This window comes from Burkholderia sp. Bp9016 (genome assembly GCF_003857765.1).
In the GTDB taxonomy this organism is placed as follows: domain Bacteria; phylum Pseudomonadota; class Gammaproteobacteria; order Burkholderiales; family Burkholderiaceae; genus Burkholderia.
This window is the reverse complement of the sequence record NZ_QTPY01000022.1, coordinates 80,240-105,366: the sequence shown is the minus strand read 5'-3', so window position 1 is coordinate 105,366 and position 25,127 is coordinate 80,240. Positions and strand designations below refer to the sequence as shown.

25 protein-coding genes are annotated in these 25,127 nt (G+C 66.7%); 13 read left to right on the top strand and 12 right to left on the bottom strand.

Annotated elements, in window-relative coordinates; genetic code table 11:
• Window positions 1-19: 19 nt before the first annotated feature.
• Window positions 20-1,294: an MFS transporter gene (locus DIE13_RS24875; RefSeq protein WP_124829745.1), complete on the bottom strand. Its 1,275-nt coding sequence runs from the start codon at window positions 1,292-1,294 to the stop codon at window positions 20-22.
• 298 nt (window positions 1,295-1,592) lie between these two features.
• On the opposite strand from DIE13_RS24875, the gene DIE13_RS33520 reads away from it, so the two are divergent.
• A complete protein-coding gene (locus DIE13_RS33520) occupies window positions 1,593-2,120 on the top strand; it encodes a hypothetical protein (RefSeq protein ID WP_244097727.1) in 528 nt (175 codons plus the stop codon).
• On the opposite strand, the gene DIE13_RS24865 is transcribed toward DIE13_RS33520, so the two are convergent.
• Entirely contained in the window at window positions 2,117-2,272 is a 156-nt protein-coding gene (locus tag DIE13_RS24865) for a DUF3309 family protein (protein ID WP_124829762.1), read from the bottom strand. The genes DIE13_RS33520 and DIE13_RS24865 overlap by 4 nt on opposite strands.
• Window positions 2,273-2,486: 214 nt before the next feature.
• Here DIE13_RS24865 and DIE13_RS24860 point away from each other — a divergent pair, with 214 nt between their 5' ends.
• The 6 genes from DIE13_RS24860 (at window position 2,487) to DIE13_RS24835 (ending at window position 8,078) form a co-directional block, all read left to right on the top strand.
• Window positions 2,487-3,161: a histidine phosphatase family protein gene (locus tag DIE13_RS24860; protein ID WP_124829744.1), complete on the top strand. Its 675-nt coding sequence runs from the start codon at window positions 2,487-2,489 to the stop codon at window positions 3,159-3,161.
• A gap of 19 nt (window positions 3,162-3,180) precedes the next feature.
• Window positions 3,181-4,212 (top strand): phosphotransferase, encoded by a 1,032-nt coding sequence (locus DIE13_RS24855; RefSeq protein WP_124829743.1) that lies wholly within the window; start codon window positions 3,181-3,183, stop codon window positions 4,210-4,212.
• 67 nt (window positions 4,213-4,279) lie between these two features.
• Window positions 4,280-5,044: an SDR family oxidoreductase gene (locus tag DIE13_RS24850; protein ID WP_124829742.1), complete on the top strand. Its 765-nt coding sequence runs from the start codon at window positions 4,280-4,282 to the stop codon at window positions 5,042-5,044.
• 7 nt (window positions 5,045-5,051) lie between these two features.
• Window positions 5,052-5,810, top strand: coding sequence for an SDR family NAD(P)-dependent oxidoreductase (locus DIE13_RS24845; RefSeq protein WP_124829741.1), 759 nt, complete (start codon window positions 5,052-5,054; stop codon window positions 5,808-5,810).
• Window positions 5,811-5,848: 38 nt separating this feature from the next.
• Complete coding sequence (locus tag DIE13_RS24840) at window positions 5,849-7,093, top strand: acyl-CoA dehydrogenase family protein (protein WP_124829740.1); 1,245 nt, start codon at window positions 5,849-5,851, stop codon at window positions 7,091-7,093.
• A gap of 79 nt (window positions 7,094-7,172) precedes the next feature.
• Window positions 7,173-8,078, top strand: a complete 906-nt coding sequence (locus tag DIE13_RS24835; protein WP_124829739.1) for a LysR family transcriptional regulator — start codon at window positions 7,173-7,175, stop codon at window positions 8,076-8,078.
• 15 nt (window positions 8,079-8,093) lie between these two features.
• Here the strand turns inward: DIE13_RS24835 and DIE13_RS24830 are convergent, their stop codons facing one another.
• The 6 genes from DIE13_RS24830 to DIE13_RS24810 all read right to left on the bottom strand — a co-directional run bounded on the left by DIE13_RS24830 (window position 8,094) and on the right by DIE13_RS24810 (window position 15,761).
• Window positions 8,094-9,209 (bottom strand): J domain-containing protein, encoded by a 1,116-nt coding sequence (locus DIE13_RS24830; RefSeq protein ID WP_124829738.1) that lies wholly within the window; start codon window positions 9,207-9,209, stop codon window positions 8,094-8,096.
• Between the two features lie 294 nt (window positions 9,210-9,503).
• Window positions 9,504-11,876 (bottom strand): DNA polymerase II, encoded by a 2,373-nt coding sequence (locus DIE13_RS24825; RefSeq protein ID WP_124829737.1) that lies wholly within the window; start codon window positions 11,874-11,876, stop codon window positions 9,504-9,506.
• Between the two features lie 80 nt (window positions 11,877-11,956).
• Window positions 11,957-12,127 (bottom strand): hypothetical protein, encoded by a 171-nt coding sequence (locus DIE13_RS33010; protein ID WP_175751130.1) that lies wholly within the window; start codon window positions 12,125-12,127, stop codon window positions 11,957-11,959.
• A 110-nt stretch (window positions 12,128-12,237) separates the two neighbouring features.
• The gene (locus DIE13_RS24820) at window positions 12,238-13,878 is read right to left on the bottom strand and encodes a cyclic diguanylate phosphodiesterase (protein WP_124829736.1); all 1,641 of its coding nucleotides are present in this window, start codon (window positions 13,876-13,878) and stop codon (window positions 12,238-12,240) included.
• Between the two features lie 445 nt (window positions 13,879-14,323).
• Window positions 14,324-14,614 (bottom strand): hypothetical protein, encoded by a 291-nt coding sequence (locus DIE13_RS24815; protein ID WP_124829761.1) that lies wholly within the window; start codon window positions 14,612-14,614, stop codon window positions 14,324-14,326.
• Window positions 14,615-14,714: 100 nt separating this feature from the next.
• Window positions 14,715-15,761 carry an AraC family transcriptional regulator gene (locus DIE13_RS24810; RefSeq protein WP_124829735.1) on the bottom strand — a complete coding sequence of 349 codons (1,047 nt, stop codon included), beginning with the start codon at window positions 15,759-15,761 and terminating at the stop codon, window positions 14,715-14,717.
• 94 nt (window positions 15,762-15,855) lie between these two features.
• On the opposite strand from DIE13_RS24810, the gene DIE13_RS24805 reads away from it, so the two are divergent.
• The 3 genes from DIE13_RS24805 (at window position 15,856) to DIE13_RS24795 (ending at window position 17,656) form a co-directional block, all read left to right on the top strand.
• The gene (locus DIE13_RS24805; protein ID WP_124829734.1) at window positions 15,856-16,830 is read left to right on the top strand and encodes a sterol desaturase family protein; all 975 of its coding nucleotides are present in this window, start codon (window positions 15,856-15,858) and stop codon (window positions 16,828-16,830) included.
• Between the two features lie 250 nt (window positions 16,831-17,080).
• The gene (locus tag DIE13_RS24800; protein ID WP_124829733.1) at window positions 17,081-17,362 is read left to right on the top strand and encodes a transcriptional regulator; all 282 of its coding nucleotides are present in this window, start codon (window positions 17,081-17,083) and stop codon (window positions 17,360-17,362) included.
• 42 nt (window positions 17,363-17,404) lie between these two features.
• Window positions 17,405-17,656, top strand: a complete 252-nt coding sequence (locus DIE13_RS24795) for an energy transducer TonB (RefSeq protein ID WP_096500845.1) — start codon at window positions 17,405-17,407, stop codon at window positions 17,654-17,656.
• 17 nt (window positions 17,657-17,673) lie between these two features.
• On the opposite strand, the gene DIE13_RS24790 is transcribed toward DIE13_RS24795, so the two are convergent.
• The 3 genes from DIE13_RS24790 to DIE13_RS24780 form a co-directional block, all read right to left on the bottom strand.
• Entirely contained in the window at window positions 17,674-19,299 is a 1,626-nt protein-coding gene (locus DIE13_RS24790; RefSeq protein ID WP_124829732.1) for a histidine-type phosphatase, read from the bottom strand.
• Window positions 19,300-19,482: 183 nt separating this feature from the next.
• On the bottom strand, window positions 19,483-19,917 hold the full coding sequence (locus DIE13_RS24785; RefSeq protein ID WP_124829731.1) for a phosphatase: 435 nt from the start codon (window positions 19,915-19,917) through the stop codon (window positions 19,483-19,485).
• Between the two features lie 322 nt (window positions 19,918-20,239).
• Complete coding sequence (locus DIE13_RS24780) at window positions 20,240-21,598, bottom strand: NAD(P)/FAD-dependent oxidoreductase (protein ID WP_124829730.1); 1,359 nt, start codon at window positions 21,596-21,598, stop codon at window positions 20,240-20,242.
• Between the two features lie 100 nt (window positions 21,599-21,698).
• Here DIE13_RS24780 and DIE13_RS24775 point away from each other — a divergent pair, with 100 nt between their 5' ends.
• A complete protein-coding gene (locus tag DIE13_RS24775) occupies window positions 21,699-22,652 on the top strand; it encodes a LysR family transcriptional regulator (protein WP_124829729.1) in 954 nt (317 codons plus the stop codon).
• Between the two features lie 32 nt (window positions 22,653-22,684).
• Here the strand turns inward: DIE13_RS24775 and DIE13_RS24770 are convergent, their stop codons facing one another.
• A complete protein-coding gene (locus DIE13_RS24770; protein WP_124829728.1) occupies window positions 22,685-22,894 on the bottom strand; it encodes a hypothetical protein in 210 nt (69 codons plus the stop codon).
• Between the two features lie 191 nt (window positions 22,895-23,085).
• On the opposite strand from DIE13_RS24770, the gene DIE13_RS24765 reads away from it, so the two are divergent.
• Together DIE13_RS24765 and DIE13_RS24760 are read left to right on the top strand one after the other, a co-directional pair.
• Window positions 23,086-23,991, top strand: coding sequence for an AraC family transcriptional regulator (locus DIE13_RS24765; RefSeq protein WP_124829727.1), 906 nt, complete (start codon window positions 23,086-23,088; stop codon window positions 23,989-23,991).
• A 239-nt stretch (window positions 23,992-24,230) separates the two neighbouring features.
• Window positions 24,231-25,118, top strand: coding sequence for an NAD(P)H-binding protein (locus tag DIE13_RS24760; RefSeq protein WP_124829726.1), 888 nt, complete (start codon window positions 24,231-24,233; stop codon window positions 25,116-25,118).
• Window positions 25,119-25,127: the final 9 nt, after the last annotated feature.

Sequence of the window (25,127 nt, the reverse complement as noted above, 5' to 3'; positions counted from 1 at the left end):
GAACCCGGCGCGCGCCGCTTCAGCGCACCGACGGCGCGGCCGGCGCTTCGGCGAGCGACGGCGCGGCTTCCGACAGCGCGCGATCGGGCCTGATCCGCAGCGCGGCGACGATGCCGATCAGCAGCATCGCGACCGACCCGATGAACGGCACCGTCCAGCTGCCGGTGCGGTCGACGAGATAGCCGAACAGGATCGGCGACAGGATCCCCGAGACCGCCGAGCCGGCGTTCATCATCCCGCTCGCGATGCCGGCGTGCTTCGGCGCGATGTCGCTCGGCACAGCCCAGATCGGCCCGATCGTCAGTTCGAGACACAGGAACGACCCGGACAGGCACAGCGCGACGCCGGCCGTTGAATGCACGAATGCGAGCGGCAGCAGGCACACGAGCGCGCCGGCGAAACTCGCGACGATCACGCTCTGGCGCGACAGCGCGAGGTTGCCGGTCTTGCGGTAGATGCGGTCGCACAGCCAGCCGCCGACCGTGTCGCCGACCACGCCCGCGAAGAACACGCCCGATGCGAACAGCGCGGTCGACTTCAGGTCGAGGCCCTTGCCGTTCAGGAAGAACGTCGGCAGCCACGTGAAGAACAGCCATGCAGTCCAGCCGTAGCAGAAGTACACGAAGATCGTCGGCGCCATCCGGCGGAAGAGCGGCCCCCACGGCGTCGGACCGGACGGCGGCGCGGGCCGCGCGATGGCGCGCGCGCGGCCGTCATCGTCGCCGAGCGGGTATTCGCGGAAGCCTGCGATCCACCACGCGAGCCACACCAGCGTCACCGCGCCGATCACGAAGAACGCCGCGCGCCACGACAGCCACGTCATCAGTGCGGCGACGATCGGCGGCGTGACCGCGTTGCCGAGCCGCGAGAACGAATGCGTGAAACCCTGCACGACGCCGCGCCGTTCGCGCGAGAACCAGTGCGTGATCGCACGCGCCTGCGCGGGCAGCGTCGCGCCTTCGCCGATGCCGAGCAGCAGTCGGGCGGCGAACAGCAGGGCGAGGCTGTGCACGAGGCCCGTCATGAAAGTCGATGCGACCCAGATCAGCCCGCAGCCGATCAGCGTGATGCGTGCGCCGAAGCGGTCGGCGATCCAGCCGCCGAAGACCTGGCAGACGGCGTACGAGTACGCGAAGGCGGAGAAGGCGACGCCGAGTTCGGTGTTCGATAGCCCGAGTTCGGACTTGATCGCACCGGCCGCGGTCGCGAGGTTCACGCGGTCGACGTAGAGGATGAACGAAAGCGCGCACAGCAGCCACAGCGTGTGGCGCCGTTGACGATGATCGGTAGTCATGTGTCTCGCTCCAAGGTCGTGCGCGGCGTTGCAATGACGCCGCGTTCACTGGCGGGGCCAGCATCGCGCGCCGGACGATGCACCGTCTAATGAATCTTTTGGATCAATTGATAACCTGCGGCATTCGGTTTCGCCGCGCCCGGGCGCAGGAGCGGACGTGCCGCGGGTTTTCCACGGGCGCTCACGACATGATGCGGAATGGTCGTGCGGCGGGCGCGCGCATCGACGCGGATGCTGATGCTGCCGGTGCCGCCGCGCTGCGATGATGAAGTGACGAAGCCGTATCGGACAGTCGGGAATGGATGGACATGGAACAACAACTTTCACGCCGCAGGGACAGCCGTTTCTGGCAACTGTCGCCGGTGATACGGTGGATCCGGGGCATGGCCGCAACGGTTATTCGTTCCGGCTGCCGCTGGTGCCGCTCGTTACCGTGTTCGTGCTCGAATTCGTTTGCGTGACGCTGGAAGCGCCGCGTCGGGCGACCCTGGGCACGCGGTTGAAGTTCGACCGGGCCGGCGCGGTGCGGGCCGTCGTCGTACAGGGGCCGGAGGCGAAATCGACCATGCCGGTCGCGGAATACACGCTGCCGGGTTTCGAGCCGCCGCTCGTGCGCGTGGGGCGCGAGACGGGCGCGAGACGGGCGCGAGACGGGCGCGACGACGACTTCGGCGGGATTGAACGGCTTGACCACGTGGTCGCCGGCGCCGATGCGCAGCCCGGTGAGCACTGCCGGGTTTGCCGTTCATCGCTTGCTTTTGTAAAGAAGCCACGACGACGAAAAAGGAAGGCGCGACCGTTCGACGGCACGCGCCCTCCTGCCTAGATGCGCCCCAGCAACACCAGTATCACGACGATGATGACGATGAGCCCGACGCTACCCGATGGCCAGTAACCCCAGCTTCTGCTGTGCGGCCATGAAGGAAATGCTCCGATAAGCATCAGAATCAGGATGATGATAAGGATCGTACCGAGCATCGCACCCCCCCTGGACGTGTTCGACATGACGGTGGCGGCTGTCGCAATTCGCGTGCCTCGACGCGGGGTGCGGTCGAAGGCCGGCGCAAGCGCACTGTCTGTCCGGATGGAATTCATGCGATGAATACTGAATGATTCAGAAAATAAATTTCAAAAATGTAGATCCGGTCGCTATGCTGGGCCTTCGGTTTCCCTCAGGCGGGCAGGGCAGGCAATGGCTGAACTCTTTCTGGTACGGCATGGGCAGGCGTCGTTCGGCACGGACGACTACGACCGGCTGTCTGCCGCGGGCGAGCGGCAAGGCGTCTGGCTCGGTGAATACTTCGCGCGGCAGGGCCTCGCATTCGACCGCGTGATCTGCGGCACGATGAACCGGCACGCGCAGACGGTCGATGCGATCCTGCGCGGGATGGGCCATGAAGGCGCGCCGGTCGACCGCCATCCCGGCCTGAACGAATACGACTTCCACGGGCTGTTCGCGGCAGCCGAGCGCGACTATCCGGAGATCGCGCGGCTCGCGGCCGGCTCGATGAAGGAGCATTTTCGCGCGCTCCGTCAGGTGCTGTACCTGTGGGCCGACGACAAGCTCGGCGACTCGGCCCCCGAAACCTGGGCGCATTTCCGGCAGCGCGTTGCCGACGCGCGCGCCGCGATCCGCCACGGCGGCGGCCAGCGCGTGCTCGCGGTGAGTTCCGGCGGCCCGATCGCGGTGACCGTGCAGCAGGTGCTCGACGCACCGCCGTCGAGCGCGATCGCGCTGAACCTGCAGATCCGCAACAGCAGTCTTTCGCAGTTTTTCTTCAACGCCGATGCGTTCCACCTCGCGTCGTTCAATGGCATCCCGCATCTGGAGGATCCCGAACGACATGCGCTGCGAACCTACGGCTGACCCACGAACGATCGCGACGATGACGACCCTTTCCCAGCCCCTCGACGTAGCCCGCCTCACGCGCTATCTGGAAGCGCACGTAGCGGGTTTCGAAGGCCCGCTCGACATGGAGAAGTTTGCCGGCGGCCAGTCGAACCCGACCTTCCTGCTGCGCGCGAAGAGCGGCCGCTACGTGCTGCGCCGCCAGCCGCCCGGCGAGCTGCTGAAATCCGCGCATGCGGTCGATCGCGAATTCCGCGTGCTGAGCGCGCTGTCGGGCACCGCGGTGCCGGTCGCGCATCCGTATCACCTCTGCGAAGACCGCGACGTGATCGGCAGCCTGTTTTACGTGATGAGCTTCGAGGACGGCCGGATCTTCTGGGATCCGGCGTTGCCGGAACTGCCGAAGGACGAGCGCGCGACCTGCTACGACGCGCTGCTGCGCACGATGGCCGCGCTGCACGACGTGGACGTCGACGCGGTGGGCCTGGCCGACTACGGCCGCCCCGGCAACTACTTCGAGCGTCAGATCGGCGTGTGGACGAAGCAGTATCGCGCGGCGGAAACGGAGCGCCTCGACGCCATGGAGACGCTGATCGACTGGCTGCCGAAAGCGTGCCCCGAGGACACGGGCCGGCCCGCGCTGGTGCACGGCGATTTCCGGATCGACAACCTGATGTTCGCGCGCGAAGGCTATCGCGTGCAGGCCGTGCTCGACTGGGAACTGTCGACGCTCGGCAATCCACTCGCCGATCTCGCGTATTTCTGCATGTGCCTGCGGCTGCCGTCGGGCGGCCAGGTGCGCGGGCTCGCGGGCCAGGATCGCGCGGCACTCGGGATTCCCGACGAAGCGGCGATCGTCGCGCGCTATTGCGAACTGCGCGGGATCGAGCCGATCCGCGACTGGCATTTCTATCTGGCCTTCAGCTTCTTCCGGCTCGCGGCGATCGCGCAGGGCGTGAAGGCACGCGCGCTAAAGGGCAATGCGTCGAGCGAGCAGGCGTTGCGCGTCGGCGCGATGGCCGGCCGGCTGGCCGAAATGGCCGTCGGCGTGATCGGCGCGCAGCGCTGAACACCGGAATCGCCGCAGCCGCCGCGCGGCGGCACGGCCAAACACATCAATGGAGGAGCACGACGACATGGCAACGAACCTGTTCGACCTGACGGGAAAGATCGCATTGGTGACGGGCGCAAGCCGCGGCATCGGCGAGGAAATCGCGAAGCTGCTGGCGCAGCAGGGCGCGCACGTGATCGTATCGAGCCGCAAGCTCGACGATTGCCAGGCAGTTGCGGACGCAATCGTCGCGGCGGGCGGCCGTGCCGAAGCGCTGGCTTGCCACGTCGGGCGGATGGAGGATATCGCGGCGGCGTTCGAGACGATTCGCGGCAAGCACGGCCGGCTCGACATCCTCGTGAACAACGCTGCGGCGAACCCGTATTTCGGGCACATCCTCGATACCGATCTCGCCGCATACGAGAAGACGGTCGACGTGAACATCCGCGGCTACTTCTTCATGTCGGTCGAGGCCGGCAAGCTGATGAAGGCGAACGGCGGCGGTGCGATCGTCAACACCGCGTCGGTGAATGCGCTGCAGCCGGGCGACCGGCAAGGCATCTATTCGATCACGAAGGCCGCGGTGGTCAACATGACGAAGGCGTTCGCGAAGGAGTGCGGGCCGTTCGGCATTCGCGTGAACGCGCTGCTGCCGGGCCTCACGAAGACGAAGTTCGCGGGCGCACTGTTCGCGGACAAGGAGATCTACGAGACCTGGACCGCGAAGATCCCGCTGCGCCGCCATGCGGAGCCGAACGAGATGGCCGGCACGGTGCTGTATCTCGTGTCGGACGCGTCGAGCTACACGAACGGCGAATGCATCGTCGTCGACGGCGGCCTGACGATCTGAGCGCGCGATGAAACACGACAGCTACGCCGGGCAGGCCGTGATGATCACCGGCGCCGCGAGCGGCTTCGGCGCGCTGCTCGCGAGCGAGCTGGCCGCGATGGGCGCGCGGCTCGCGCTCGGCGACCTGAACGATGCGGCGCTCGAACGCGTGGCCGCACCGCTGTGCGCGGCCGGCGCCGACGTGATCGCGCAACGCTGCGACGTGCGGATCGAAGTGGAGGTCGCGGCGCTGGTGCAGGCGGCGGTCGCGCGCTTCGGGCGGCTCGACGTCGGCATCAACAACGCTGGCATCGCGCCGCCGCTGAAGGCGCTGATCGATACCGACGAAGCCGATCTCGACCTGAGCTTCGCGGTGAACGCGAAAGGCGTGTTCTTCGGGATGAAGCACCAGATCCGCCAGATGCTCGCGCAGCGCGAAGGCGTGATCCTGAACGTCGCGTCGATGGCGGGGCTTGGCGGCGCGCCGAAGCTGGCCGCCTACGCAGCGTCGAAGCACGCGGTGGTCGGGCTCACGAAGACAGCCGCGCTCGAATACGCGCGCCACGGCATTCGCGTGAACGCGGTGTGCCCGTTCTACAGCACGACGCCGATGGTCACCGACAGCGACATCGGCGAGCGCCAGGACTTCCTCGCGCAGGGCTCGCCGATGAAGCGGCTCGGCCGCCCGGAAGAAATCGTCGCGACGATGCTCACGCTGTGCGCGAAGGAAAACACCTATCTGACCGGGCAGGCCGTCGCCGTCGACGGCGGCGTCTCGGCCTTCTGAACCGAACGAACGGAACACGGAATCTCGAGGAGTCGATCATGGACTTTGGCTACACCCCGAAAGTGGAAGAACTGCGCGAACGCGTGAGCGCGTTCATGGATGCGCACATCGTGCCGCGTATCCGTCAGTGGAACGAGGAAGTGCATGCGGGGCAATACCCCGTGTCGTTCATGGAAGAATTGAAGGAGCGCGCGAAGGCCGAAGGGCTGTGGAACCTGTTCCTGCCGCACCTGAAGGACGACGAGCCGGGCATGGGCCTGACGAACCTCGAATATGCGCCGCTCGCCGAGATCATGGGGCGCGTGGGCTGGGCGTCGGAAGTGTTCAATTGCAATGCGCCGGACACCGGCAACATGGAGCTGCTGCACATGTTCGCGACGCCGGAGCAGCGCGAACAGTGGCTGCTGCCGCTGCTGCGCGGCGAGATCCGCTCGGCGTTCGCGATGACGGAACCCGACGTCGCGTCGTCGGACGCGACCAACATCACGACGCGCATCGAGCGCGACGGCGACGACTACGTGATCAACGGCCGCAAGTGGTTCATCACGAACGCCGCGCATCCGAACTGCAGGATCTTCATCGTGATGGGCAAGACCGACCCCGATGCGGAAACGCACCAGCAGCAGAGCATGATCCTCGTGCCGCGCGATACGCCGGGCCTGACGATCGTGCGCAACATCACGGTGGTCAATCACTACGCGCCGGAAGGGCACTGCGAGATCACGTTCGACAACGTGCGCGTGCCGGCGCGCAACCTGCTCGGCGAGGAAGGCAGCGGCTTCGCGCTCGCGCAGGCGCGTCTCGGCCCGGGCCGCATTCACCACTGCATGCGCTCGATCGGCGCGGCCGAGCTCGCGCTGGAGCTGATGATCGACCGCGCGCAGTCGCGCGAGGCGTTCGGCAAGCCGCTGAACCGGCACGGCACGATCGGCGAATGGATCGCGCGCTCGCGCATCGAGATCGACCAGGCGCGCCTGCTGGTGCTGAAGGCCGCGTGGATGATCGACAAGGTCGGCGCGAAGGCGGCGCGCAAGGAGATCTCGATGATCAAGGCGCTCGTGCCGACCGTCTATACGGACGTGTGCGACCGCGCGATGCAGGTGTTCGGCGCGATGGGCCTGAGCCCCGACACGCCGCTCGCCGATCTGTGGACGTGGGGCCGTGCGCTGCGCTTCGCCGATGGCCCGGACGAGGTGCACCTGCAGGCGATCGCGCGCATGGAGATCAAGGATGCCGTGCGCGGGTCGACCGAGCCGTACCTGACGCGTCCGCCGCGCGGTTGAGCGGCGCGCCGCGGGGAAGGGCGACGTGGGCGAACGGGAGGCGCACGCCGTATTAAGATGCCGGCAAGGAGATCCGGCGATGCGCCTTTCGAAGATTGATCTGAACCTGTTCGTCGTATTCGAGGCGATCTACAACAAGCGCAACCTGACGCGCGCGGCGGAGGTGCTGAACCTCACGCAGCCGGCCGTCAGCAACGCGCTGGCGCGGCTGCGCAAGACGCTGAACGATCCGCTGTTCGTCAGCACGCCGGCCGGGATGATGCCGACGCCCATGGCCGAAAACATCGTCGGCCGCGTGCGCGAGGCGCTGCAGCTGCTCGATTCGAGCGCGCACGAAGGCGACGTGTTCGATCCGGCTTCGTCCGAACGCGTGTTCCGGCTCAGCATGAGCGACCTGACCGAGGCGCTGCTGTTGCCGGCGCTCGGCGAACTCCTGCAGACGCATGCGCCCGGCATGCACGTGCGCAGCTATACGATGGACCGCCGCGAAGTCGCGACCGCGCTTGCCAACGGCTCCGTCGACATCGCGATCGACGCGCCGCTGATCGCCGATCCGCACCTGCACCAGGCGCTGCTCGTGCGCGACCGCTACGCGTGCATGATTCGCGATGAACACCCGTTCAAGGGCGACACGCTGACCATGGACGACTACCTGTCGATGGGGCATATCCACGTGTCGAGCCGCCGCAAGGGCAGCGGGTACGTCGACGCGGAACTGACGCGGCTCGGGCTGCGTCGCAATATCCAGATGCGCGTGCAGCACTACATGGTCGCACCGCTGATCGCGATGCGCGGCGATCTGGCGCTGACGGCGCCGCTGCGGCTGCTGCAGCGCTATCCGGCGCGGATTCTCGAATTGCCGTTCGAGATGCCGGGGCTCGAATACTTCTGCTACTGGCACCGCAGCGCCGATCAGGATCAGGGCAGTCAGTGGCTGCGGGAGCAGTTGATGACGCTGATGGGGGGAATGGGCGAGACGCAGTGACGTGAACGGGAGCGCTCAGTACGAATCGTCGCCGAAGCGCGACGATGCGGGCCGCCGCTTCAGATCCTTCAGCCAGTCCCTGACCTGATCCGGATCCTCGAACTCGCGCAGCGCAACGGTCAGGTCCTGGTTGCTGCGCTGCATGCCGGCAATGTCGCGCGTGAGCATGCGCAGGACGGTATCGGGCGCGATCTTGATCGACGACGCGATGCCGTACGTCCGCCGGAAATCGCGCTCGACGTGCTCGATCTCCTGATCGAGCTCGCGCAGTTGTTCCTCCAGGATGCCGTTGTAACGCGTGAGCCGCGCTTCGCTGAGTCCCTCGATCGCACGGCGGTCGATCTGTTCGATCTCCAGCTGCAGTTCGAGCAGTTGCAGCAGATTGCCCTTCGCATAAGCGTGGTTGACCCGCTGCATCAGCACGGTCTTGCGCTGCTGTTCCTGCGGATCGGTTTCGCGATCGGGATGCAGCGCGCTGGCCAGCTTGCGATAGATCTCGCGGATCGACTTGCTCGACTCGGCCTGCTCGGCTTCGATCCGGGCCTGCGCGGCCGATTGCTTCGGTGCTTTCTTGCGCTTCGCGCGCCGGGCCTCGCGGGCCGCGTGAGCGGCCATGTCGCGCTCGAACTGGGCGTCGAGTTCGGCCTGCATTCGCTCGGCGAGTTCGTCGGGCGACAGCGTGTCGAGATCCTCTGTCGGGGCCGGTTCGGGTTCCGGTTTCATCGGCTCAGGATCGGCCGCTGCGTTGCCGACGTTCGCGAAGGCGCGATGCCGGTCGTAAATGGCCTTCAGCCCGGCGTCGTCGCTGACGTTCAGCAAATCGCCGGCCCTGTTCGCGATCAGGTCGGACAGCGTGCGCTGCTCGGCCTTGCTCAAGCCCTTGCGCAGGAACGCGTCGTCGAGCAGATGGATCAGCCGGATCCGCAGCGCAGTCGATTGCTGTTCGAGCGGCAACAGAGCGTCGACGAATTTCTTCTGGAACGCCGGCATGACGGCTTCCCATGCGCCGAGCCGCTCGCGTCGCTTTTCGATCTGCTTGACGAGCGTATTGAACGTTTTCTGGGCTTTCGACAGGCTGGCTGTCTCGTGACCGGGCGCAATGGCGACCTCGGCACCGCGGCGTGCGGTCATGATGAATATCCTCCGGCCGCGGCGGATGGCGCGGCAGGCCGGTATTCTAGCCGGACGGGCGCGTGCGTTCCGGCCCGCGATGCACCGATGCCGCTGCGTTACAGCACCGCCATCGATTCCGGCTTCAACGACCTCTTTGCTCATTTCGGGCCAAGCGGTGTGACTTATCGCCGGGCGCAAGAGCTGGCATGAATGCCGATCAGTGCGGGTGCGCCGCCATGAAGGGCAGGAAGGGCGCGAGGCGGTTGCGAGCGCAACCGTGCGGCGCGATGGGGGCGTCGCGTTGCGATCGCGTCAGTCGCCGAACAACCGCCCCTGCCCCGAAATCACGCGTTCGAAGTCGTCCCGCAGGAACGGCAGGATCGCATCGGCGACCGGCTGCAGCTGGCGGCTCACGTAGAACGCATAGTCGATCGGCGAGCGCATCGTTTCGAGCGGTTCGGGGCCGGCCGTCGTCATCACGTAGCTGATCCAGCCGCCGCGTTGATACTGGAGCGGCCGGCCGCGCGCCTGGTTGAATTCGTCGGCGATCCGCGCGGCGCGCACGTGCGGCGGCACGTTGCGTTGATATTCGCTCAACGGCCGGCGCACGCGCTTGCGATAGATCAGTTGCGCGTCGAATTCCCCGGCGAGCGTGCGGCGCACGTAGTCGCGCACGAAGTCCTGGTAAGGCTCGCGCTTGAACACGCGCCGGTAGAGCTCGCGCTGGAATGCTTGCGCGAGCGGCGTCCAGTCGGTGCGCACCGTCTCGAGCCCCTTGAACACGAGGTCTTCGCCGCCGTTCGCCGCGAGCGCGAGGCCCGCGTAGCGCTTCTTGCTGCCTTCCTCCGCGCCGCGCACGGTCGGCATCAGGAAGCGGCGGTAATGCCGCTCGTACTGCAGTTCGAGCGCGCTCTCCAGCCCGAAGCGATCGTGCAGGTGCGCGCGCCACCAGCGGTTCACGTGCTCGACCAGCGCGCGGCCCTTGCCGGCGGCTTCGTCGTCGTCGTGCGCGCGCCCGAGCCACACGAATGTCGAATCTGTGTCGCCGTAGATCACTTCGTATCCCTGAGCTTCGATCAGCTCGCGCGTGCGATGCATGATCTCGTGGCCGCGCATCGTGATCGACGACGCGAGGCGCGGATCGAAGAACCGGCACCCCGTCGAGCCGAGCACGCCGTAGAACGAGTTCATGATGATCTTCAGCGCCTGCGACAGCGGTGCGTTGCGCTGCCGCTTCGCTTCGTCGCGGCCTTCCGACACGCGCCGCACGATGTCGGGAAGGCAATGCGCGGTGCGCGAAAAGCGCGCGCCGAGAAAGCCGGGCACGGAGGTATCGTCGCCCGGATGGGCGAGCCCTTCGATCAGCCCGGCCGGGTCGATCAGGAACGTGCGGATGATCGACGGATAGAGGCTCTTGTAGTCGAACACGAGCACCGAGTCGTACAGGCCGGGCCGCGAATCCATCACGAAGCCGCCGGGACTGTTCTGCCCCGTCACGTCGCCGAGGTTCGGCGCGACGTAGCCGAGCCGGTGCATGCGCGGCAGGTACAGATGCGTGAACGCCGCGACCGAGCCGCCGGTACGATCGGCCGCGAGGCCCGTGACGGTCGCGCGTTCGAGCGCGAAGGACAGCAGGTCGGCCTTGTCGAAAATGCGCGTGACGAGCTCGCAGTCCTTCAGGTTGTAGCGCGCGAGCGCGGGCTTGTCGTGATCGAAGCGGCGCTGGATCTCGTCCATCCGCTGGTACGGATTGTCGATCGACTTGCCTTCGCCGAGCAGCGACTGCGACACGTATTCGAGGCTGAACGACGGGAACGTCCACGTCGCCGATTTCAGCATGTCGATGCCGTCGAGGATCAGCCGGCCGGCTGCGCCCGCGAAGAAGTGGTCGGGCTGCTGGCCGTGCGCGCGCCAGTCGAGCGCGCTGCCGTCGCGCCCGAGCTTCAGCGGCACGCCGTACTGCTCCGCATGAGCGTGCAGGATGCGCAGGTCGAACTGCACGAGATTCCAGCCGATCACGGCGTCGGGATCGTGCTCGTCGAACCACGCATTGAGCCGCGCGAGCATCTCGGGCCGGCTGTCGCAGTAATCGAGCCGGAAGTCGAGCGCGGGCGCGTCGCCGTTCGGCGGGCCGAGCATGTAGACCTGTCGCTGCCCGCAGCCTTCGAGCGCGATCGAATACAGCTCGCCGTGGACGCTCGTCTCGATGTCGAGCGACACGCAGCGCAGCGCCGGGCGATAGCCGGTCGCGCTTTTCAGTTCGCCGTCGGCCAGCGTGCCGTCGCGGCCGGGCACGCCGCGAAACCGCACGGGCGCCGTGATGAAGCGCTCCATCGTGTAGCGGTCGGGCGGCTGCACGTCGGCTTCGTAGACGTCGACGCCGGCCGCGGCGAGGCGCTTCTGGAGTCCGGACAGGTGGCGATAGCGCCGGCAGTAGAGGCCGACGACCGGGCGCTGGCGGAAATCGCGCAGCGCAAGGGGGCGCAGTTCGGCATCGCGTTCGCCGGCCAGTGCACGTTCGGCGAGCGCCTGCTGCTCGGCCGGCACGAACGCGACGGCTTCCTGCGGGCGCAGCCGCACGCGGCGCGGGCCGTGTTCGGTTGCCAGCCAGAACTCGATCTCGATGCCGGATGCGGTGTCCCGCCAGTGGCGGGTGAGGATGAAACCCTGCTCGAACTCCGTCAAAACGCTTGCTCGTCGTGGATGCCCAGGCGGCGGATTTTAGCGCTGTCGCGCGGTTCCCGCCCATGTCCATGCCGATGGCATCAGGTGGCAGGAAGCCGTCGCGCGACGACCGTATGGCGCTTGCTCCTCATGTATTCGTCCACGTCGAGTTCGGGCGCGTCGTGTTCCCGCTGCGATAGCGTTGCCGTCGCACCCGGGCCATCCGCGAATTCGATCACCGCGGGATGCGGTGTCGCGAGGTGCGCAGGCATGTCTGCCGCCGCGACGATGCAGCCGGGGATACAGGTGCGAATGCCCGGCGCGCAACAGGATCGCCCCTGGCGCGCGCATCGTCACGGCCGTCCGCGGCGCCGGCCGCCGCTCAGGCCGTCATCGCCGTGAAATCGCGCTTCAGGTTTTCCGGCCGCTGCGGGCGCTGATACAGATAGCCCTGCGCATACTGGATCCCGACCGCGTGCAGCGCCCGATGTTGTTCTTCTGTTTCCACGCCCTCGGCAATGATCTTCAGGTCGTAGTGGTGCGCGAGCGCCGCGATCCCTTCGATCAGCCTTGCGTTGCCGGTCTTCAACTGCGAGATGAACTGGCGGTCGATTTTCACGTAGTCGAACGGAAAGCGGGACAGCATGTCGAGATTGCTGTGATGCGTGCCGAAGTCGTCGATGGCGAACTTCGCGCCTTTCGCGCGCAGCGCAAGAAACATCGCGGTGGTGCGCGCGTTCTTCTCGAGCAGGATGCGCTCCGTCACTTCCAGCACCAGCGTGAAGCCCGGCGGCAACTGGCGGATCGTCTCTTCGACGATGGACACGAAGCGCGGGCGCTCAAGATCCTTCGGCGCGATGTTGACCGCGATGCGCAGCGGCATCGACGGCGTCAGGCCGGTCAGTTCCGATGCTGCCGTCCGCACCACGAATTCGGTCACCTTCGGCAGGATCGAGCTCGACTCGACCTGCGGGATGAACACGGCCGGGCCGATCGTCCCCCATTTCGGGTGCTGCCAGCGCAGCAGCGCCTCGACGCCTACGGTCCTGCGCGTCTGGACGTCGACGATCGGCTGGTACACCACATGGAATTCGTTGCGCTTGAGCGCGTTGCGCACCGCCTTCAGCAACAGCCGCCGCGGCGCCATCGCGAGCAGGTATGCCGCTGCGACCAGGCCGTCGATCAGCAGCGCGATCGTCACGAAGATCAGCCGGTAGTTCCGCTGCACCTGCGATACGTATTGTTCCGACGAGGTGACCCGGACCGTGAACGGCCAGCGGCTCGATGCGATCACGCTGCCGTTCGGCGGCGTGACGGCGGATTGCGGCACGAACGCGCCCTGCTGATCGAGGCCGCCCGCGCCATTGACCGACAGCGTGGCCGTTTCCGCGCCGAAGCGGGTGCCGTGCGCCAGCATGTCGGACAGATAGTCGCCTTCGACCAGATACAGCACGCCCGATCCCGGCCCGGTCGAGCGCAGCGCCGCGAGTACGGGAACGCCATGCTGAAACGGCGTCTGCGGCAGCAGCGTGACGACCGTGGTGTCCGGCTTCGGCGCGGGCAGGTACGCGTCGAGCGGCAGGTCGATCGCACCCAGTGCGGACGAGCACGACACGCGACCGTCGTTGACCAGTGCGACCGCGCGAAGGTAGCGCAGGCGGGTGCTCACTTCGGCCAGCGTTCTGAAAACCGCCGCGCATGGCTGCCCGACGAGCGCCAGCAGTTCGTCCGGGTTGCGCGTGCGGATCCCGTCCAGGATACGGTCGACCGAGAACACGATGTCGTTCGCGACGACGCGCTCGTGTCGGGCAATCGCTTCGCGCGCGAGCCGATCGGCCACGATGACGCTTGCCGCGAGCACGACCACGCAGACGATCAGGACAATGGAAAAGAGAATGTGGGGCCATGCGCCGCTGCGCTGGAACGCGGGCTTCGGGCTCGGTGTTGACGTTCCTCGGGGCGCGTTTGTTGTTGCATGCATGGGGATGCCTGTCGAACCGGTCGATGAACTGGCGCGGAGCATTCGTCGTGCCTGGCCGGGCCACGGCGGCACGCGTCGATATCGGGACGCAAATCGATTCTATGCGGGTGACGCGCGTGCCGTGGCATCGCGGCGTTTCTCCAGAACATACATTGATTCCGCATGCATATTGAAGTCGCGCATCGAAAAAAAACCCGGCCGTATCGTGGTACGGCCGGGACAGAAGACACCTTCTCTTGGCACGAGGATGGTGCGCGGCAAGTATAAGACGCGACGCGCAATTACGAAATGCTGTTACTCAACAAACGGTGTAATTTTGCGATTGACTCTCAACAGGAGATATTCGCGTAGCGCGGCGGCATCGGGATTTGCCGTCAATCTGCAGCGAACGTCGTCCAACCTGCGTTGTGCTGGGTTCTTTTTTTCAGGGTCAGGAGATACCCGAGGGCGGCGGACGTGTCGATTCGCCCGCCGGGCCGCCCGCGCGTCAGAAATCGTCGCGCATCTTGTGGAGCAGGTCGCGCGGCGACTGGCGCGTGTTCACTGCGGTAAGGACGTCGGTCAGAAACCAGGGCAGGTTCAGTTGCGTATCGGAATCGCTGACGCACACGCGAATCGGCGGGGTTTTCGACGTCGGGCTGGCGCTCGAGGACGGCACGCAATTCCGCGCTTCCCGGGCAACCGGTGCGGCGGCATTGCCCGCGCCGGTATCGGCGGCGGCCGGCAAGCTGGCCGCGGCGAGCAGGATCAGGGCGATGAGCGGGGCGGTGCGTTTCATTTGAATCTCCGGCGATGTTCGTTCGACATCGCCGGGCAGGCCGAGTTCGGGGATCGCCGCGCCATTCGTCCCTGTCTTCCGCGTCGTCATCGACGCGGCTTCATCCACGCGCGACGTTCGTGGCGCGTGCCGGTTGGCGGCTGCGCCACTGTTGCGGCGATTCGCCCGTCCAGCGACGAAACGCGCGTGTCAACGCGCTGTGTTCCGAATAGCCGAGCAACCACGCGACTTCCGCGAGCGTCAGGCGCGGATCGTTCAGGTAATCGATCGCGAGCCGCCGCCGCGTGTCTTCGCGCAGCGTCCGGAAATTGAGCCCGAGTTCGGCGAGCCGCCGATGCAGCGTGCGCGACGACACGTGCATGTCGGATGCGACCTGTTCGATGCTTATTTCGCCGCGCGTGAGCAGCCGTGCGACGGCCTCGCGCACCGACTGTTCGAGATCGTCGGTCTGCCGCAACTCGGCGAGCAGCGCGCTCGCCTGCCGTTCCATCATCTGCAGCAGTGCATCGTCGGGCTGGCGTAGCGGTTGCGCAAGCAGGTGCAACGGAAACGCAAGCCGGTTGACCGGCTGCCCGAACCGCACCGGGCAGCCGAAGTAGTCGGCGTAAGGCTGCGTGTCGACGGGCGGCGGATGCACGAAGCACACTTCGGCCGGGCCGTCGTGCGTGCCGGTGATGTTCCGCGCGAACTGGACGATCGCGGTGAGCGCCACTTCGTCGACGAGCGCGCCGAGCGGTTCGGGCGCATCGTGCCATTCGATCGCGACCGATGCCGCTTCGACACGCACTTCCATGCGCGCGACGTTCGCGATCAGATGTTCGTATTGCTGCCAGCGCGCGAGCGCCGCGCCGGCGTCGCGGCACGCATGCAGCGCATAGCCGAGCGCGCCCAGATGCGCGGGCGAGATCCGCTGGCCGACGTGCAGCCCGAGCAACGGATCGCCGAGCGCATCGGCGGCGTGTTCGAGCAGGCGCCGCCAGTGCGCGCTCGCGTACAGCGTGAGGCCGCGATCGTCCTCCGGCGGCCGCGCTTCGCCGAGCACGCGCGCCGCGTCGCGCCCTTGCCCGGACAGATAGTCGAACAGCAGCCGGACGTAGGTGCTCGAGTAGTAGACGCGCTGCGTCGGTAGCGGGGAGGCGGCGGGCATGGCGGAAAGTGTCAAAGAATCGTCCTCAAGTGTCAACGCGGGCCGACCCGTGCAAGACCATACTGCCGGTCAATTCCCGACAGAGGCGATCGATATGCCGGCAGAGTGGATGACGTGGCTGCATGCGTTCATGGGCCACGACGTGGATTGGAAACAGGTGCTGCTGATCGGCATGACGCCGGTGTTCCTGGTCGCGTTCACGATCGAGTTCGCGATTGCGACGCGGCGCGGCCGGCGCGAGCAGTTTCGCTGGAAGGAGATCGTCGCGAACCTGTCGCTCGGCGCCGGCTATCAGGTCGCGGAGACCGTCATGGGGATCCTGTTCACCGGCGCGATCTTCGCATGGGTGTATCGGCATCGCCTGTTCGACGTGCCGGTGAACGGCTTCACGATCGTGCCGATCTTCGTCGTCGTCGAGTTCTGCTACTACTGGTTCCACCGCACGTCGCATCGCGTGCGCTGGTTCTGGGCCGCGCACGTGCCGCATCACAGCGGCGAAGTGATGAACTTCACGACCGCGATGCGGCAGTCGCTGCTGAACGCGTTCGTCGGTGTGTTCGTGTTCTATCTGCCGCCGGTGTGGCTCGGCATTCCGCCCGCGGTCGTGCTGTTCCTGCTTGCCGTCGATCTCGCGTACCAGTACTTCGTGCATACCGAAGCGATCGGTCGGCTGCCGCGCTGGTTCGAATACGTGTTCGACACGCCGTCGAATCATCGCGCGCACCACGGTCGCAATCCGCGCTACATCGACAGGAACTACGGCGGCGTGCTGATCATCTTCGACCGGATGTTCGGCACGTATGTCGAGGAAACGGAGCCGGTCGACTACGGCATCACGCAGCAGATCCGTTCGTACAACTTCCTCGTGCTGAACCTTCACGAGTTCGTCGACATGTGGCGCGACGTGTTCGCGCCGGGGCCGCTTGCGCAACGGATCCGCCATTTGTGGATGCCGCCCGAGTGGGAGCGTCCCGGACATCGGCCGATTCATACATGGAGCGTCGAGCGACGGGGCGGCGGGGAAGAAGATGCGGCCGATGTGGCCGACGTCGCCGAACACCGCGCATGACCGCGATGCGCGGCGGATCGCGCGAAACGTTAAGAATCGTTTGAGTCGCCGGTCCGATGCTTGCGATGCGCAATGCGCTCCTTTACTGTGCCGCCACGACGACGCCGACACCGGGCGTCAAGCCAGATCGCAAGGAGCATTCGTCATTACCGCATCGAATCGTCGCACGCATGTCCGTGCATTTCTCGTGGCGTCGGTCGCCTATCTCAACCTCTCGCACCCTGCGTCGGCGGCCTATACGGAGTCGTGGATGAGCGACCAGGACGTGAAGGCGTACTCGCGGCAGGTCAAGCAGGCGCCCGTTGCGACGCGCCGCTCGGCCGCGGCGAAGCCGGCGCAGCGGCCTGTTGGTTCGCAATCGATCGTGCCGGCTGCCGCGCATGCCGACGCGAAGCCTGCGTCAAAGGCGCCGGCGGCTGCCGCGAAGGCCCGAAAGGTTCCGCATGCGGGCAAGGCCGATCCGAAACAGCAAGTCGCCGTGAAGCCGAAGGGTGCGCGGGCGGCACGCAAGGGCGCAGCCGTCGCGCATTGATGCACACGCGCGGCGCAGCATTGAACGGATGAGGAGCACATCATGTCGCTGATGGATCGCCTGTTGTCACGCGGTGTGCAGAGTGCGTCGTCGCGACGGCGCGTGATCGTGCGTGTCTGGCTCGACGAGCACGGGCGTGTCCGCGATCTCAAGGTCAGGCACAGTTGCGGCGACGCGGCGCTCGACGAGAAGGCGCTCCATGCGATCGCCGTGATGCGCTTCCCCGCCGGTCATCTCGGCTCCGGCGGGAAATCCGCGAAGCGCTGGCACGATCTCGATTACGCGGTTGACTGACGACGCACTGCTGCGCGTCACTGATATCCGTAACAGCGCTTCAGCCCCGCGTAGTCGTAGAAGTGACTCGCCGGCGCGATCTTCGCGCCGTCGCACGCCGCCTGGAAATCCGTCTCGCGCTCGTTGTACAGCATCTTCACGATGAGCCGCGAGCCGTTGCGATACACGTCCCACTGCATGTTCGCAGCCATCGGCGACACCTGGTCGCCGCGCCACGGATTGTTCGCATACGTGTAGGTCTGCGCCTGCGGCGTCGGCACGAACACGTTCTTCAGGTTCATGATCGATGCGAACGGAATCACGATCTCCGCATGCGTGAAGCGCAGCTTCGCGGCATGCGTCAGGTCGCCGCGCGCGATCGCGTCGACTTCGCTGAAGAAGTCGTCCTGCAGCACCTTCGCCATCCGGTACGTGACCGGGTTCGCTTCCTGGATGCCGGGCCCCTTCTGGTAATAGTCCTCGGCATCCTGCAGGTATGCGAGCGTCTGCGCCTGCTCCGCGCCGATATATTTCTCCATCGTGATGCCGCCCGTTTCGGCCGTCATCGCCGGTGCGACCTGCAGCAGGTTGTACAGCACGTTCACGGCGTCGACGGCCGACGCGATCTTCGTCTTGCCGTCGCCCTTCAGCGTATTGGTGAACTTGCCGTCCGACGACGTGAACGCGTAGGTGCCCGTGTTCGCGAACGTGTAGCCGTCCGTGCCGAGCTTCGCGACGAACGCCTGCGACACGAGCGCGGACAACACCGTCTGCGCGACTTGCGCGACCAGCGGATCCGCCTGGATCGTCTTGAGCTTGTCGGCCACCGTCGCATCGCTCGAATAGGCCTGATACGCCTGGCTTGCCTGATAGGTCGCGTAGTACGGATCGGACGTATCGGTCACGAGATCGGTGGCCGGCTTCAGCGCGTGGAAATACAGCAGGAAGCGGTTGGTGCCTGCGGCCTGCGCGACCGGCGCGCTCGCGGGATAGCCGGCGGGTGCGGCCGGCAGCGTGATCGCGGCGGCCAGTGCCGGTTGCGCGGCGACGAGCGCGGACGAGAAGTAGGTCGAGCTGTCGACCGCGCGGTCCTGCCCCGAGTTGACGACGACGATCTGCCGGCCGCCCGACGAGAACAGCGCCGGCAGCCGCTGCGCGAGACGCGCGGCGAGTTGCTGGTGCTCGCGGATGCCGGTTTGCGTGAGATTGCCGTAGCCGGGCGTCGAGATTCCCTGTACGCCATAGCCGAGCAGCGCGTTGGCCTTCATCATCGCGTACGTGTCGGCTTTCAGTTGCGCGCCGAGCGCGGTCAGCGCGCCGTCGGCCTCGGCCTTGACCAGCATCGAATAGATCGCGCCGTCGTACTTGAAGCCCGACAGCCCGCGCGAGCCGTGTCGCGCGACGAGCTCCGCATAGACCGGCGTGTAGCCGGCCGGCGGCGCTTCGTAGGTGGCCGCGTCCTGCTGCGGACGATACGGCGTCTTCGTCTGGTAGTAGGTCGCGGGTGTCGGTGCGGGCTCCGGCGTGGGCGTCGGCTGCGGTTCGGTCGGCGTGCCGCTGTTGTCGGTCGACGTGGCGGGCGGATTCGACGTCTCGCCGCCGCACGCGGCAAGCAGCAGGCAGGCAAGGGCGACGGCGGAGGCGGTGCAGGAAGGGTGTGTCATCGTGGCTTGAAACGGGCGGGACGGCGCGGATTCGCGTCGTCCCGGTTCCGGGTGGAGTCGGTCGAGCCCGGAAGTGTCGCAAGCGACTTTGACAGCAAAATGTCAGAATTCGTTAAGGCAATCGTCGGCAGGCCGACGGGTGCGACCGGCCGGCGGTCGCCGGCCCGTGTGCAGGTGCTCAGGTCAGTGCATGCCTGCCGACGCGATCGACCGCACCGTGTCGGTGATGCGCACGCAGCGCGACAGGCCGAAGACTTCTGCTTCGCGGCGTTCCGGTTCGCTGCTCGCGACGGCGACTGCACGTTCGGGCGGCACGCCGAGCGCCTGCAGCGCGACGTCGAATGGATGTTGATTTGATATGGAATCCTGCTGGTTTGCATCGCTCACGACGACCGAGAAGCGGTCGAGATTCGCGCGGCCGAACTGGCCTTCGAACATGTCGCTGAGCCGGTCGGCCGGCAGCGTCGTGACGAGACCGAGTCGATAGCCTTGCTCCGATGCGCTGTCGAGCCACTGGATGATCGCATCGCGCTGGTTGCGCGATTCGCGCGAATCCGGGGTCGCTTCGATCTGTGCGAATGCGGCGTCGAGACGGGTGACGATAGCTTCGATGACCACGGTGATTCTTCTCCTGAGACGTGAAGATCCGTTCGCGGACGGGAATGCCACACACCTTAGCGTCCACCCGGAATATGCGACCAATTAATATTTATATGCAACTCATACGATTTGACTAATGAATCGGGCGGCGGGCCAGCGCCGGCGCGGGATGCACGCGATGCGGGCCGTGCGCGTGAATTGCATCGTATCGACCGGCTTCGATGTGATGCACCAAATGCGTGCCCGATTCGAATGCACCGGTTGTGGGCATGTGAAAAAACGGCGTACCGGGCGATGAGCCCGATACGCCGTCGTGCGGCGTGCGCGTGCGCGCGAGCGATCAGTGCAGCTTGATCGACGGCTGGTTGCGGCTTTGCAGCCAGTGGCTCAGCGACTGGAACAGCGCGCGCTTCAACCCGTACACGCTGAACAGATGCTTGCGATACAGGAACTTGTACAGACCGATCGCAGCGAGCCCGTCGACGATCAGCGAGCGCGAGCGCACGCCGAGGTCGCCCTGGTACACCGCGCCCGCCTGCCCGAGCGACACGACCGTGCCCGCATCGCGGAACGTGAAGCCCGTCACCGGCTTGCCGGCATGGCGCCGCACGAGCGCTTCGCCGAGATACACGGCCTGCTGGTGCGCGACCTGCGCGCGCGGCGGCAGGAACCCTCCCGCATCAGCCGACGGACACGCGGCGCAGTCGCCGAACGCATACACGTGCGGATCGCCGGGAGTCTGCAACGTGTCGGTCACGATCACCTGGTTCGACCGGTTGAGCGCGATGTCGCCGAGTTCACGCAGGATCGCGGGGCCCGCGACGCCAGCCGCCCAGATCGTGATGTCGCTCGCGAGGCGCTCGCCGGTCGCGGTCGTGACCGCGTCCGCGCCGACTTCCGCGACGCGCGTATCAGTCAGCACGTCGACGTTCAGCGTGCGCAACTGCGCGTGCATCTTGCGGGACAACCGTGCGTCGAGCGCGGGCAGGATGCGCGGGCCGCCTTCGATCAGCCGGATGTGCACGTCGCGGGCGGACACCAGCGCCTTGAAGCGATACGTCGTCAGCTGCTGGATCGCGTGCCGCAGCGCCGCGGCCAGCTCGACGCCGGTTGCGCCCGCGCCGATCACGTTGATGCAGATCGGCGCCGCGCGCCGCGCGGGCTGCTGCTCGGCCAGGTGATTCGCCTTCGTGCAAGCGGCGAGGAACTTGCGGCGGAAATCCTCGGCCTGGTCGAGGTTTTCGAGCGGCAACGCGTGGCGCGCGGCGCCCGGCACGTTGAAGAAGTTCGTCACGCTGCCGACGGCCAGCACGAGATCGTCGTAGCCGAGTTCGCGCTGCGGCAGGATTTCCGTGCCGTCCGCATCGTGCACGGCGGCGATCGTCGCCGTGCGGGCCGCGCGGTCGACCCGCTGCAGCGCACCCTGCACGAAGCGGAAGCCGTGGCGCTTTGCCTGTGCCGCGTATTCGATCGTGTGCGATGCCGGATCGCGATGGCCCGACGCGGCTTCGTGCAGCAGCGGCTTCCAGAAGTGCGTCGGGTAGCGGTCGACGAGCACGACGTCGGCTTGCCCGCGGCGCCCGATCGTGTCGCCGAGGCGCGTGGCGAGGTGCAGCCCGCCGGCGCCGCCGCCGACGATCACGATGCGCGGCACGCGCGGTGCGCGATCCGTTGCAAGGGTAGGCGTGATGTTGTCCATGTTGTGGCTCCCGCTGATGACGATTCGGATGACATTGCTCAAGAACCGACGATATAGTTTCGCACCCACTCGAACAATTTAATGTTTATAAGCGACTCATATGTATTCACTTATAGGAAAAACCGCGACGTTCCGGCAGCTGAAGGCGCTGGACATGATTGCGCGGCTCGGCAGCGTGTCGCGCGCGGCCGAGGAGCTGAACCTCACGCAGCCGGCGGTATCGCTGCAGGTTCGTCTGCTCGAGGAGGCCGTGGGCGCCGCGTTGCTGCAGCGGGTGGGGCGCGGCGTGCAGCTGACCGCGGCCGGCGAGATCGTGTCGCGCTATGCGCGCGAGATCCTGCATCTGTGGAGCGAGGCCGGTGACGAAGTGGCCGCGCTGACGGGCGATCTCGGCGGCACGCTGCGCATCGGCGCGATCACGACGGCCGAGTATCTGATCCCGCCGCTGCTGGTGAAATTCACCGCCACGCGGCCGCACGTGAAGACCTATTTCAAGGTTGGCAATCGCGACGACATCATCCGGATGCTCGCGACGCATGAAATCGATCTCGCGGTGATGGGTAGCGCGCCGAAGGAGTTGCGCACGCACGCGGTCGAATTCGCGAAGCATCCGATGGTGTTCGTCGCGGCGCCGGGGCATCCGCTGATGCAGCGCAAGCGCGTCGCGCTGAAGGATCTCGAATCCGCGCACCTGCTCGTGCGCGAGCGCGGCGCGGGCACGCGCTCCACCGTCGAGAGCCTGTTCAAGACGGCCGGCTACCGCTTCCATGTGGGCTCCGAACTGTCGAGCAACGAGGCGATCAAGCAGATGGCGGAGGCCGGGCTCGGCATCGCCTTCCTGTCGTTGCACGCGTGTGCACTCGAGTTGCGCACGGGGCTGCTCGGGCAATTGCCGTTTCCCGGCAACCCGATCGTGCGCGAGTGGTACGTGATCACGCTCGCCGACCGGCGGATCTCGCAGGTGACAGGGCTGTTCCGCGACTTCCTGATCAAGCAGGGCGCACCGGTGATCGACGGCGCGACGGTGGCGCCGCAGGAGCGGCGGCGCAAGTAGGCGAACGGTGCGTGAGTGCCGGTCGTGTCGCGTCAGCCGATCCCGAAGTCGTCGTTGCTGTCGGGAATCGATGCGAGCAGCCGTTCGAGCCGGTACCAGCCGAGCAGACGCAGGCATCGGATGGCAATCGCGGCGCGGATGCTGCCGAAACGGGATCGGGAAAGGGGGCGTGACGCGACGCGGGCGGTGCCGGACGACGACGGCGCGGCGAACGCCGCGCGGGGCGGGCAGCAATCGGGCATGACGGGCTCCGTAGGTGTCGGATGAGGCGATCGTAGGCGTCGCCGCGCCCGCTGGCGCGCATGCAAGGATGGGCCGGAGCAGAAACGGATGATCTTTTGCTGCAATGCGCGGGAATGGCTGGCCAGGTCCGGCAAGCGCCCCGAAAAAGCGTCACAATGCGCGATCGACACCGATCGGGTGGAGGGAAACCATGAGCGATCCGATTCTTGCCGCGCCAACGGACAACGGCGTGCCGGTCAGCCTGCGCTCCAGCCGCGGCTTGGGCTGGCGCGGCTTCGGCGCGGCATTGCTGGAGATCCGCGCGGGCACGTACCGGATTCCCGCCGCCGATCATCACCGCATCGGCGTGCATATCGGCTCGCCGGTTCGTGCCGATTGCGTGTGCGATGGCGAGCGCGTGTCGCGCATCCAGGCGCATGGCGACGTCGACGTGATTCCGGCCGGCCTGCCGGGCCAATGGACGGACAGCGCGGACTGCCGGATCCTGCACATCGCGCTCGGCGACACATTCGTGCGGCGCACGTTCGAGCAGCTCGAACTGAAGCCGTCGCAGGCGCAGATCCGTCGCCGGTTGCAGGTGCGCGATCCCCGCCTGCAACACATCGCATGGGCGATGGCCGCGGAACTCGAGGCGGAGGATGCATCGGATCCGCTCTATGCGGAGAGCCTGTGCACGGCGCTCGTCGCGCGGCTGGTCGACAGCCAGCCGGCGTTCCGCGAGCGGCGTCGCACGCTCGCGCCGAAAGCGGCGGCGCGCGTGATCGACTATGTCGAGGCGAATCTCGAACGGCGGATGACGCTCGCCGAGCTCGCGGCGCTCGTATCGATCAGCGTGCCGCATTTCAAGGTGCTGTTTCGCGAGACGCTCGGGATGCCGGTGCACCAGTACGTCGTGCGGCGGCGGGTCGAGCGTGCGAAGACGCTGTTGCTCGAAGGGCGGCTGAGCATCAGCCAGATCGCGCTCGAAGCCGGCTTTGCGCATCAGAGCCACATGGCGAACTGGATGAATCGCGTGCTGGGGGCGACGCCGACGGAGATTGCGCGGTCGGGGGCGCGGGGCGGGCTGAGGCTTGCGCATGGCGGTGAGGACCGTTGAGCAACCGCTGCGGCAGGCAGGTGCTCCGCGCGGGCCGGCGGTCGGTGAATCCGCTGGCCGTCGGGCATGGGCATGCCGACAAAAATCAGTCTGTTCGACAATGACTCCGCCTGCCATGCGGACGAACCCGACAGCCGCCTGATCCGTCATCCTTTCCTGTTCCGCTTTATCCATCCCTGCGCGCCATCACGGCCGCGCGTGCCGACAATCACCCTGCCTTCATCCCCCAGGAGCGGATCGTGTTCGTGATTTTCGGTGCATCAGGCAACGTCGGCCTGTCGACTGTAACGACCCTGCGCCGCGCAGGGCACCCCGTGCGCGCGGTGCTGCGCGACGCGCGCCACCGCGAACGCTTCGCGCAGCTCGGCTGCGACGTCGCGCTCGCCGATTTGACGGATGCCCCGGCGGTCGCCGCAGCGATTGCGGGCGCGCAAGCGGTGCAGATGCTGTGTCCGGTGCCCGTCGCCGACAGCGACCCGGCCGCAACGATGGAACGGACGATCGACATCGCGACCGGCGCACTCGTCGCGGACCCGCCGCCGCTACTGCTCGCGCTGTCGGACTACGGTGCCGAGCGCGACGGCAACACGGGCATCACGCGGCTCTTTCATCGTATGGAAGAGAAGCTGAAAACGGTGCCGACCCGGCTCACGCTGCTGCGCGCGGCCGAACACCTGCAGAACTGGGCACGCGTGCTGCCGGTCGCGCTCGGCACCGGCGTGTTGCCGAGCTTTCATCATCCGGTCGACAAGATGTTTCCGACGGTCTGGGCGCCCGACGTGGGTGTCGCGGCGGCACGGCTGCTGCTCGATCCGGCGCAACCGGGCAACGGACCGCGCATCGTCAGCATCGAAGGGCCGCGGCGCGTGAGCGTGCGGGATATCGCGGCAACACTCGGCGCGGCGGCCGGGCGCGAGATCGTCGCACGCGAACTGCCGCGCGACGCATGGACCGCAACGCTGCTGCGCGCGGGGCTCGGCGAACGCCATGCGCAGTTGATCGTCGATCTCTACGACGTGCACAACGCGGGGCAGATCGACGTGGAAGCCGGCGTGTCGGAGCGGCTATACGGCGCGACGTCGCCGGAGGATGTGCTCGCGCAACTGCTGCGCCGGGACGGGCGCTGAGCGAAGCGG

Coding starts and splice junctions, on each gene's coding strand:
- DIE13_RS24875 (WP_124829745.1), bottom strand. CDS start 1,294: ATGACTACCGATCATCGTCAACGGCGCCACACGCTGTGGCTGCTGTGC.
- DIE13_RS33520 (WP_244097727.1), top strand. CDS start 1,593: ATGGATGGACATGGAACAACAACTTTCACGCCGCAGGGACAGCCGTTT.
- DIE13_RS24865 (WP_124829762.1), bottom strand. CDS start 2,272: ATGCTCGGTACGATCCTTATCATCATCCTGATTCTGATGCTTATCGGA.
- DIE13_RS24860 (WP_124829744.1), top strand. CDS start 2,487: ATGGCTGAACTCTTTCTGGTACGGCATGGGCAGGCGTCGTTCGGCACG.
- DIE13_RS24855 (WP_124829743.1), top strand. CDS start 3,181: ATGACGACCCTTTCCCAGCCCCTCGACGTAGCCCGCCTCACGCGCTAT.
- DIE13_RS24850 (WP_124829742.1), top strand. CDS start 4,280: ATGGCAACGAACCTGTTCGACCTGACGGGAAAGATCGCATTGGTGACG.
- DIE13_RS24845 (WP_124829741.1), top strand. CDS start 5,052: ATGAAACACGACAGCTACGCCGGGCAGGCCGTGATGATCACCGGCGCC.
- DIE13_RS24840 (WP_124829740.1), top strand. CDS start 5,849: ATGGACTTTGGCTACACCCCGAAAGTGGAAGAACTGCGCGAACGCGTG.
- DIE13_RS24835 (WP_124829739.1), top strand. CDS start 7,173: ATGCGCCTTTCGAAGATTGATCTGAACCTGTTCGTCGTATTCGAGGCG.
- DIE13_RS24830 (WP_124829738.1), bottom strand. CDS start 9,209: ATGACCGCACGCCGCGGTGCCGAGGTCGCCATTGCGCCCGGTCACGAG.
- DIE13_RS33010 (WP_175751130.1), bottom strand. CDS start 12,127: ATGCCTGCGCACCTCGCGACACCGCATCCCGCGGTGATCGAATTCGCG.
- DIE13_RS24820 (WP_124829736.1), bottom strand. CDS start 13,878: ATGCTCCGCGCCAGTTCATCGACCGGTTCGACAGGCATCCCCATGCAT.
- DIE13_RS24815 (WP_124829761.1), bottom strand. CDS start 14,614: ATGAAACGCACCGCCCCGCTCATCGCCCTGATCCTGCTCGCCGCGGCC.
- DIE13_RS24810 (WP_124829735.1), bottom strand. CDS start 15,761: ATGCCCGCCGCCTCCCCGCTACCGACGCAGCGCGTCTACTACTCGAGC.
- DIE13_RS24805 (WP_124829734.1), top strand. CDS start 15,856: ATGCCGGCAGAGTGGATGACGTGGCTGCATGCGTTCATGGGCCACGAC.
- DIE13_RS24800 (WP_124829733.1), top strand. CDS start 17,081: ATGAGCGACCAGGACGTGAAGGCGTACTCGCGGCAGGTCAAGCAGGCG.
- DIE13_RS24795 (WP_096500845.1), top strand. CDS start 17,405: ATGTCGCTGATGGATCGCCTGTTGTCACGCGGTGTGCAGAGTGCGTCG.
- DIE13_RS24790 (WP_124829732.1), bottom strand. CDS start 19,299: ATGACACACCCTTCCTGCACCGCCTCCGCCGTCGCCCTTGCCTGCCTG.
- DIE13_RS24780 (WP_124829730.1), bottom strand. CDS start 21,598: ATGGACAACATCACGCCTACCCTTGCAACGGATCGCGCACCGCGCGTG.
- DIE13_RS24775 (WP_124829729.1), top strand. CDS start 21,699: ATGTATTCACTTATAGGAAAAACCGCGACGTTCCGGCAGCTGAAGGCG.
- DIE13_RS24770 (WP_124829728.1), bottom strand. CDS start 22,894: ATGCCCGATTGCTGCCCGCCCCGCGCGGCGTTCGCCGCGCCGTCGTCG.
- DIE13_RS24765 (WP_124829727.1), top strand. CDS start 23,086: ATGAGCGATCCGATTCTTGCCGCGCCAACGGACAACGGCGTGCCGGTC.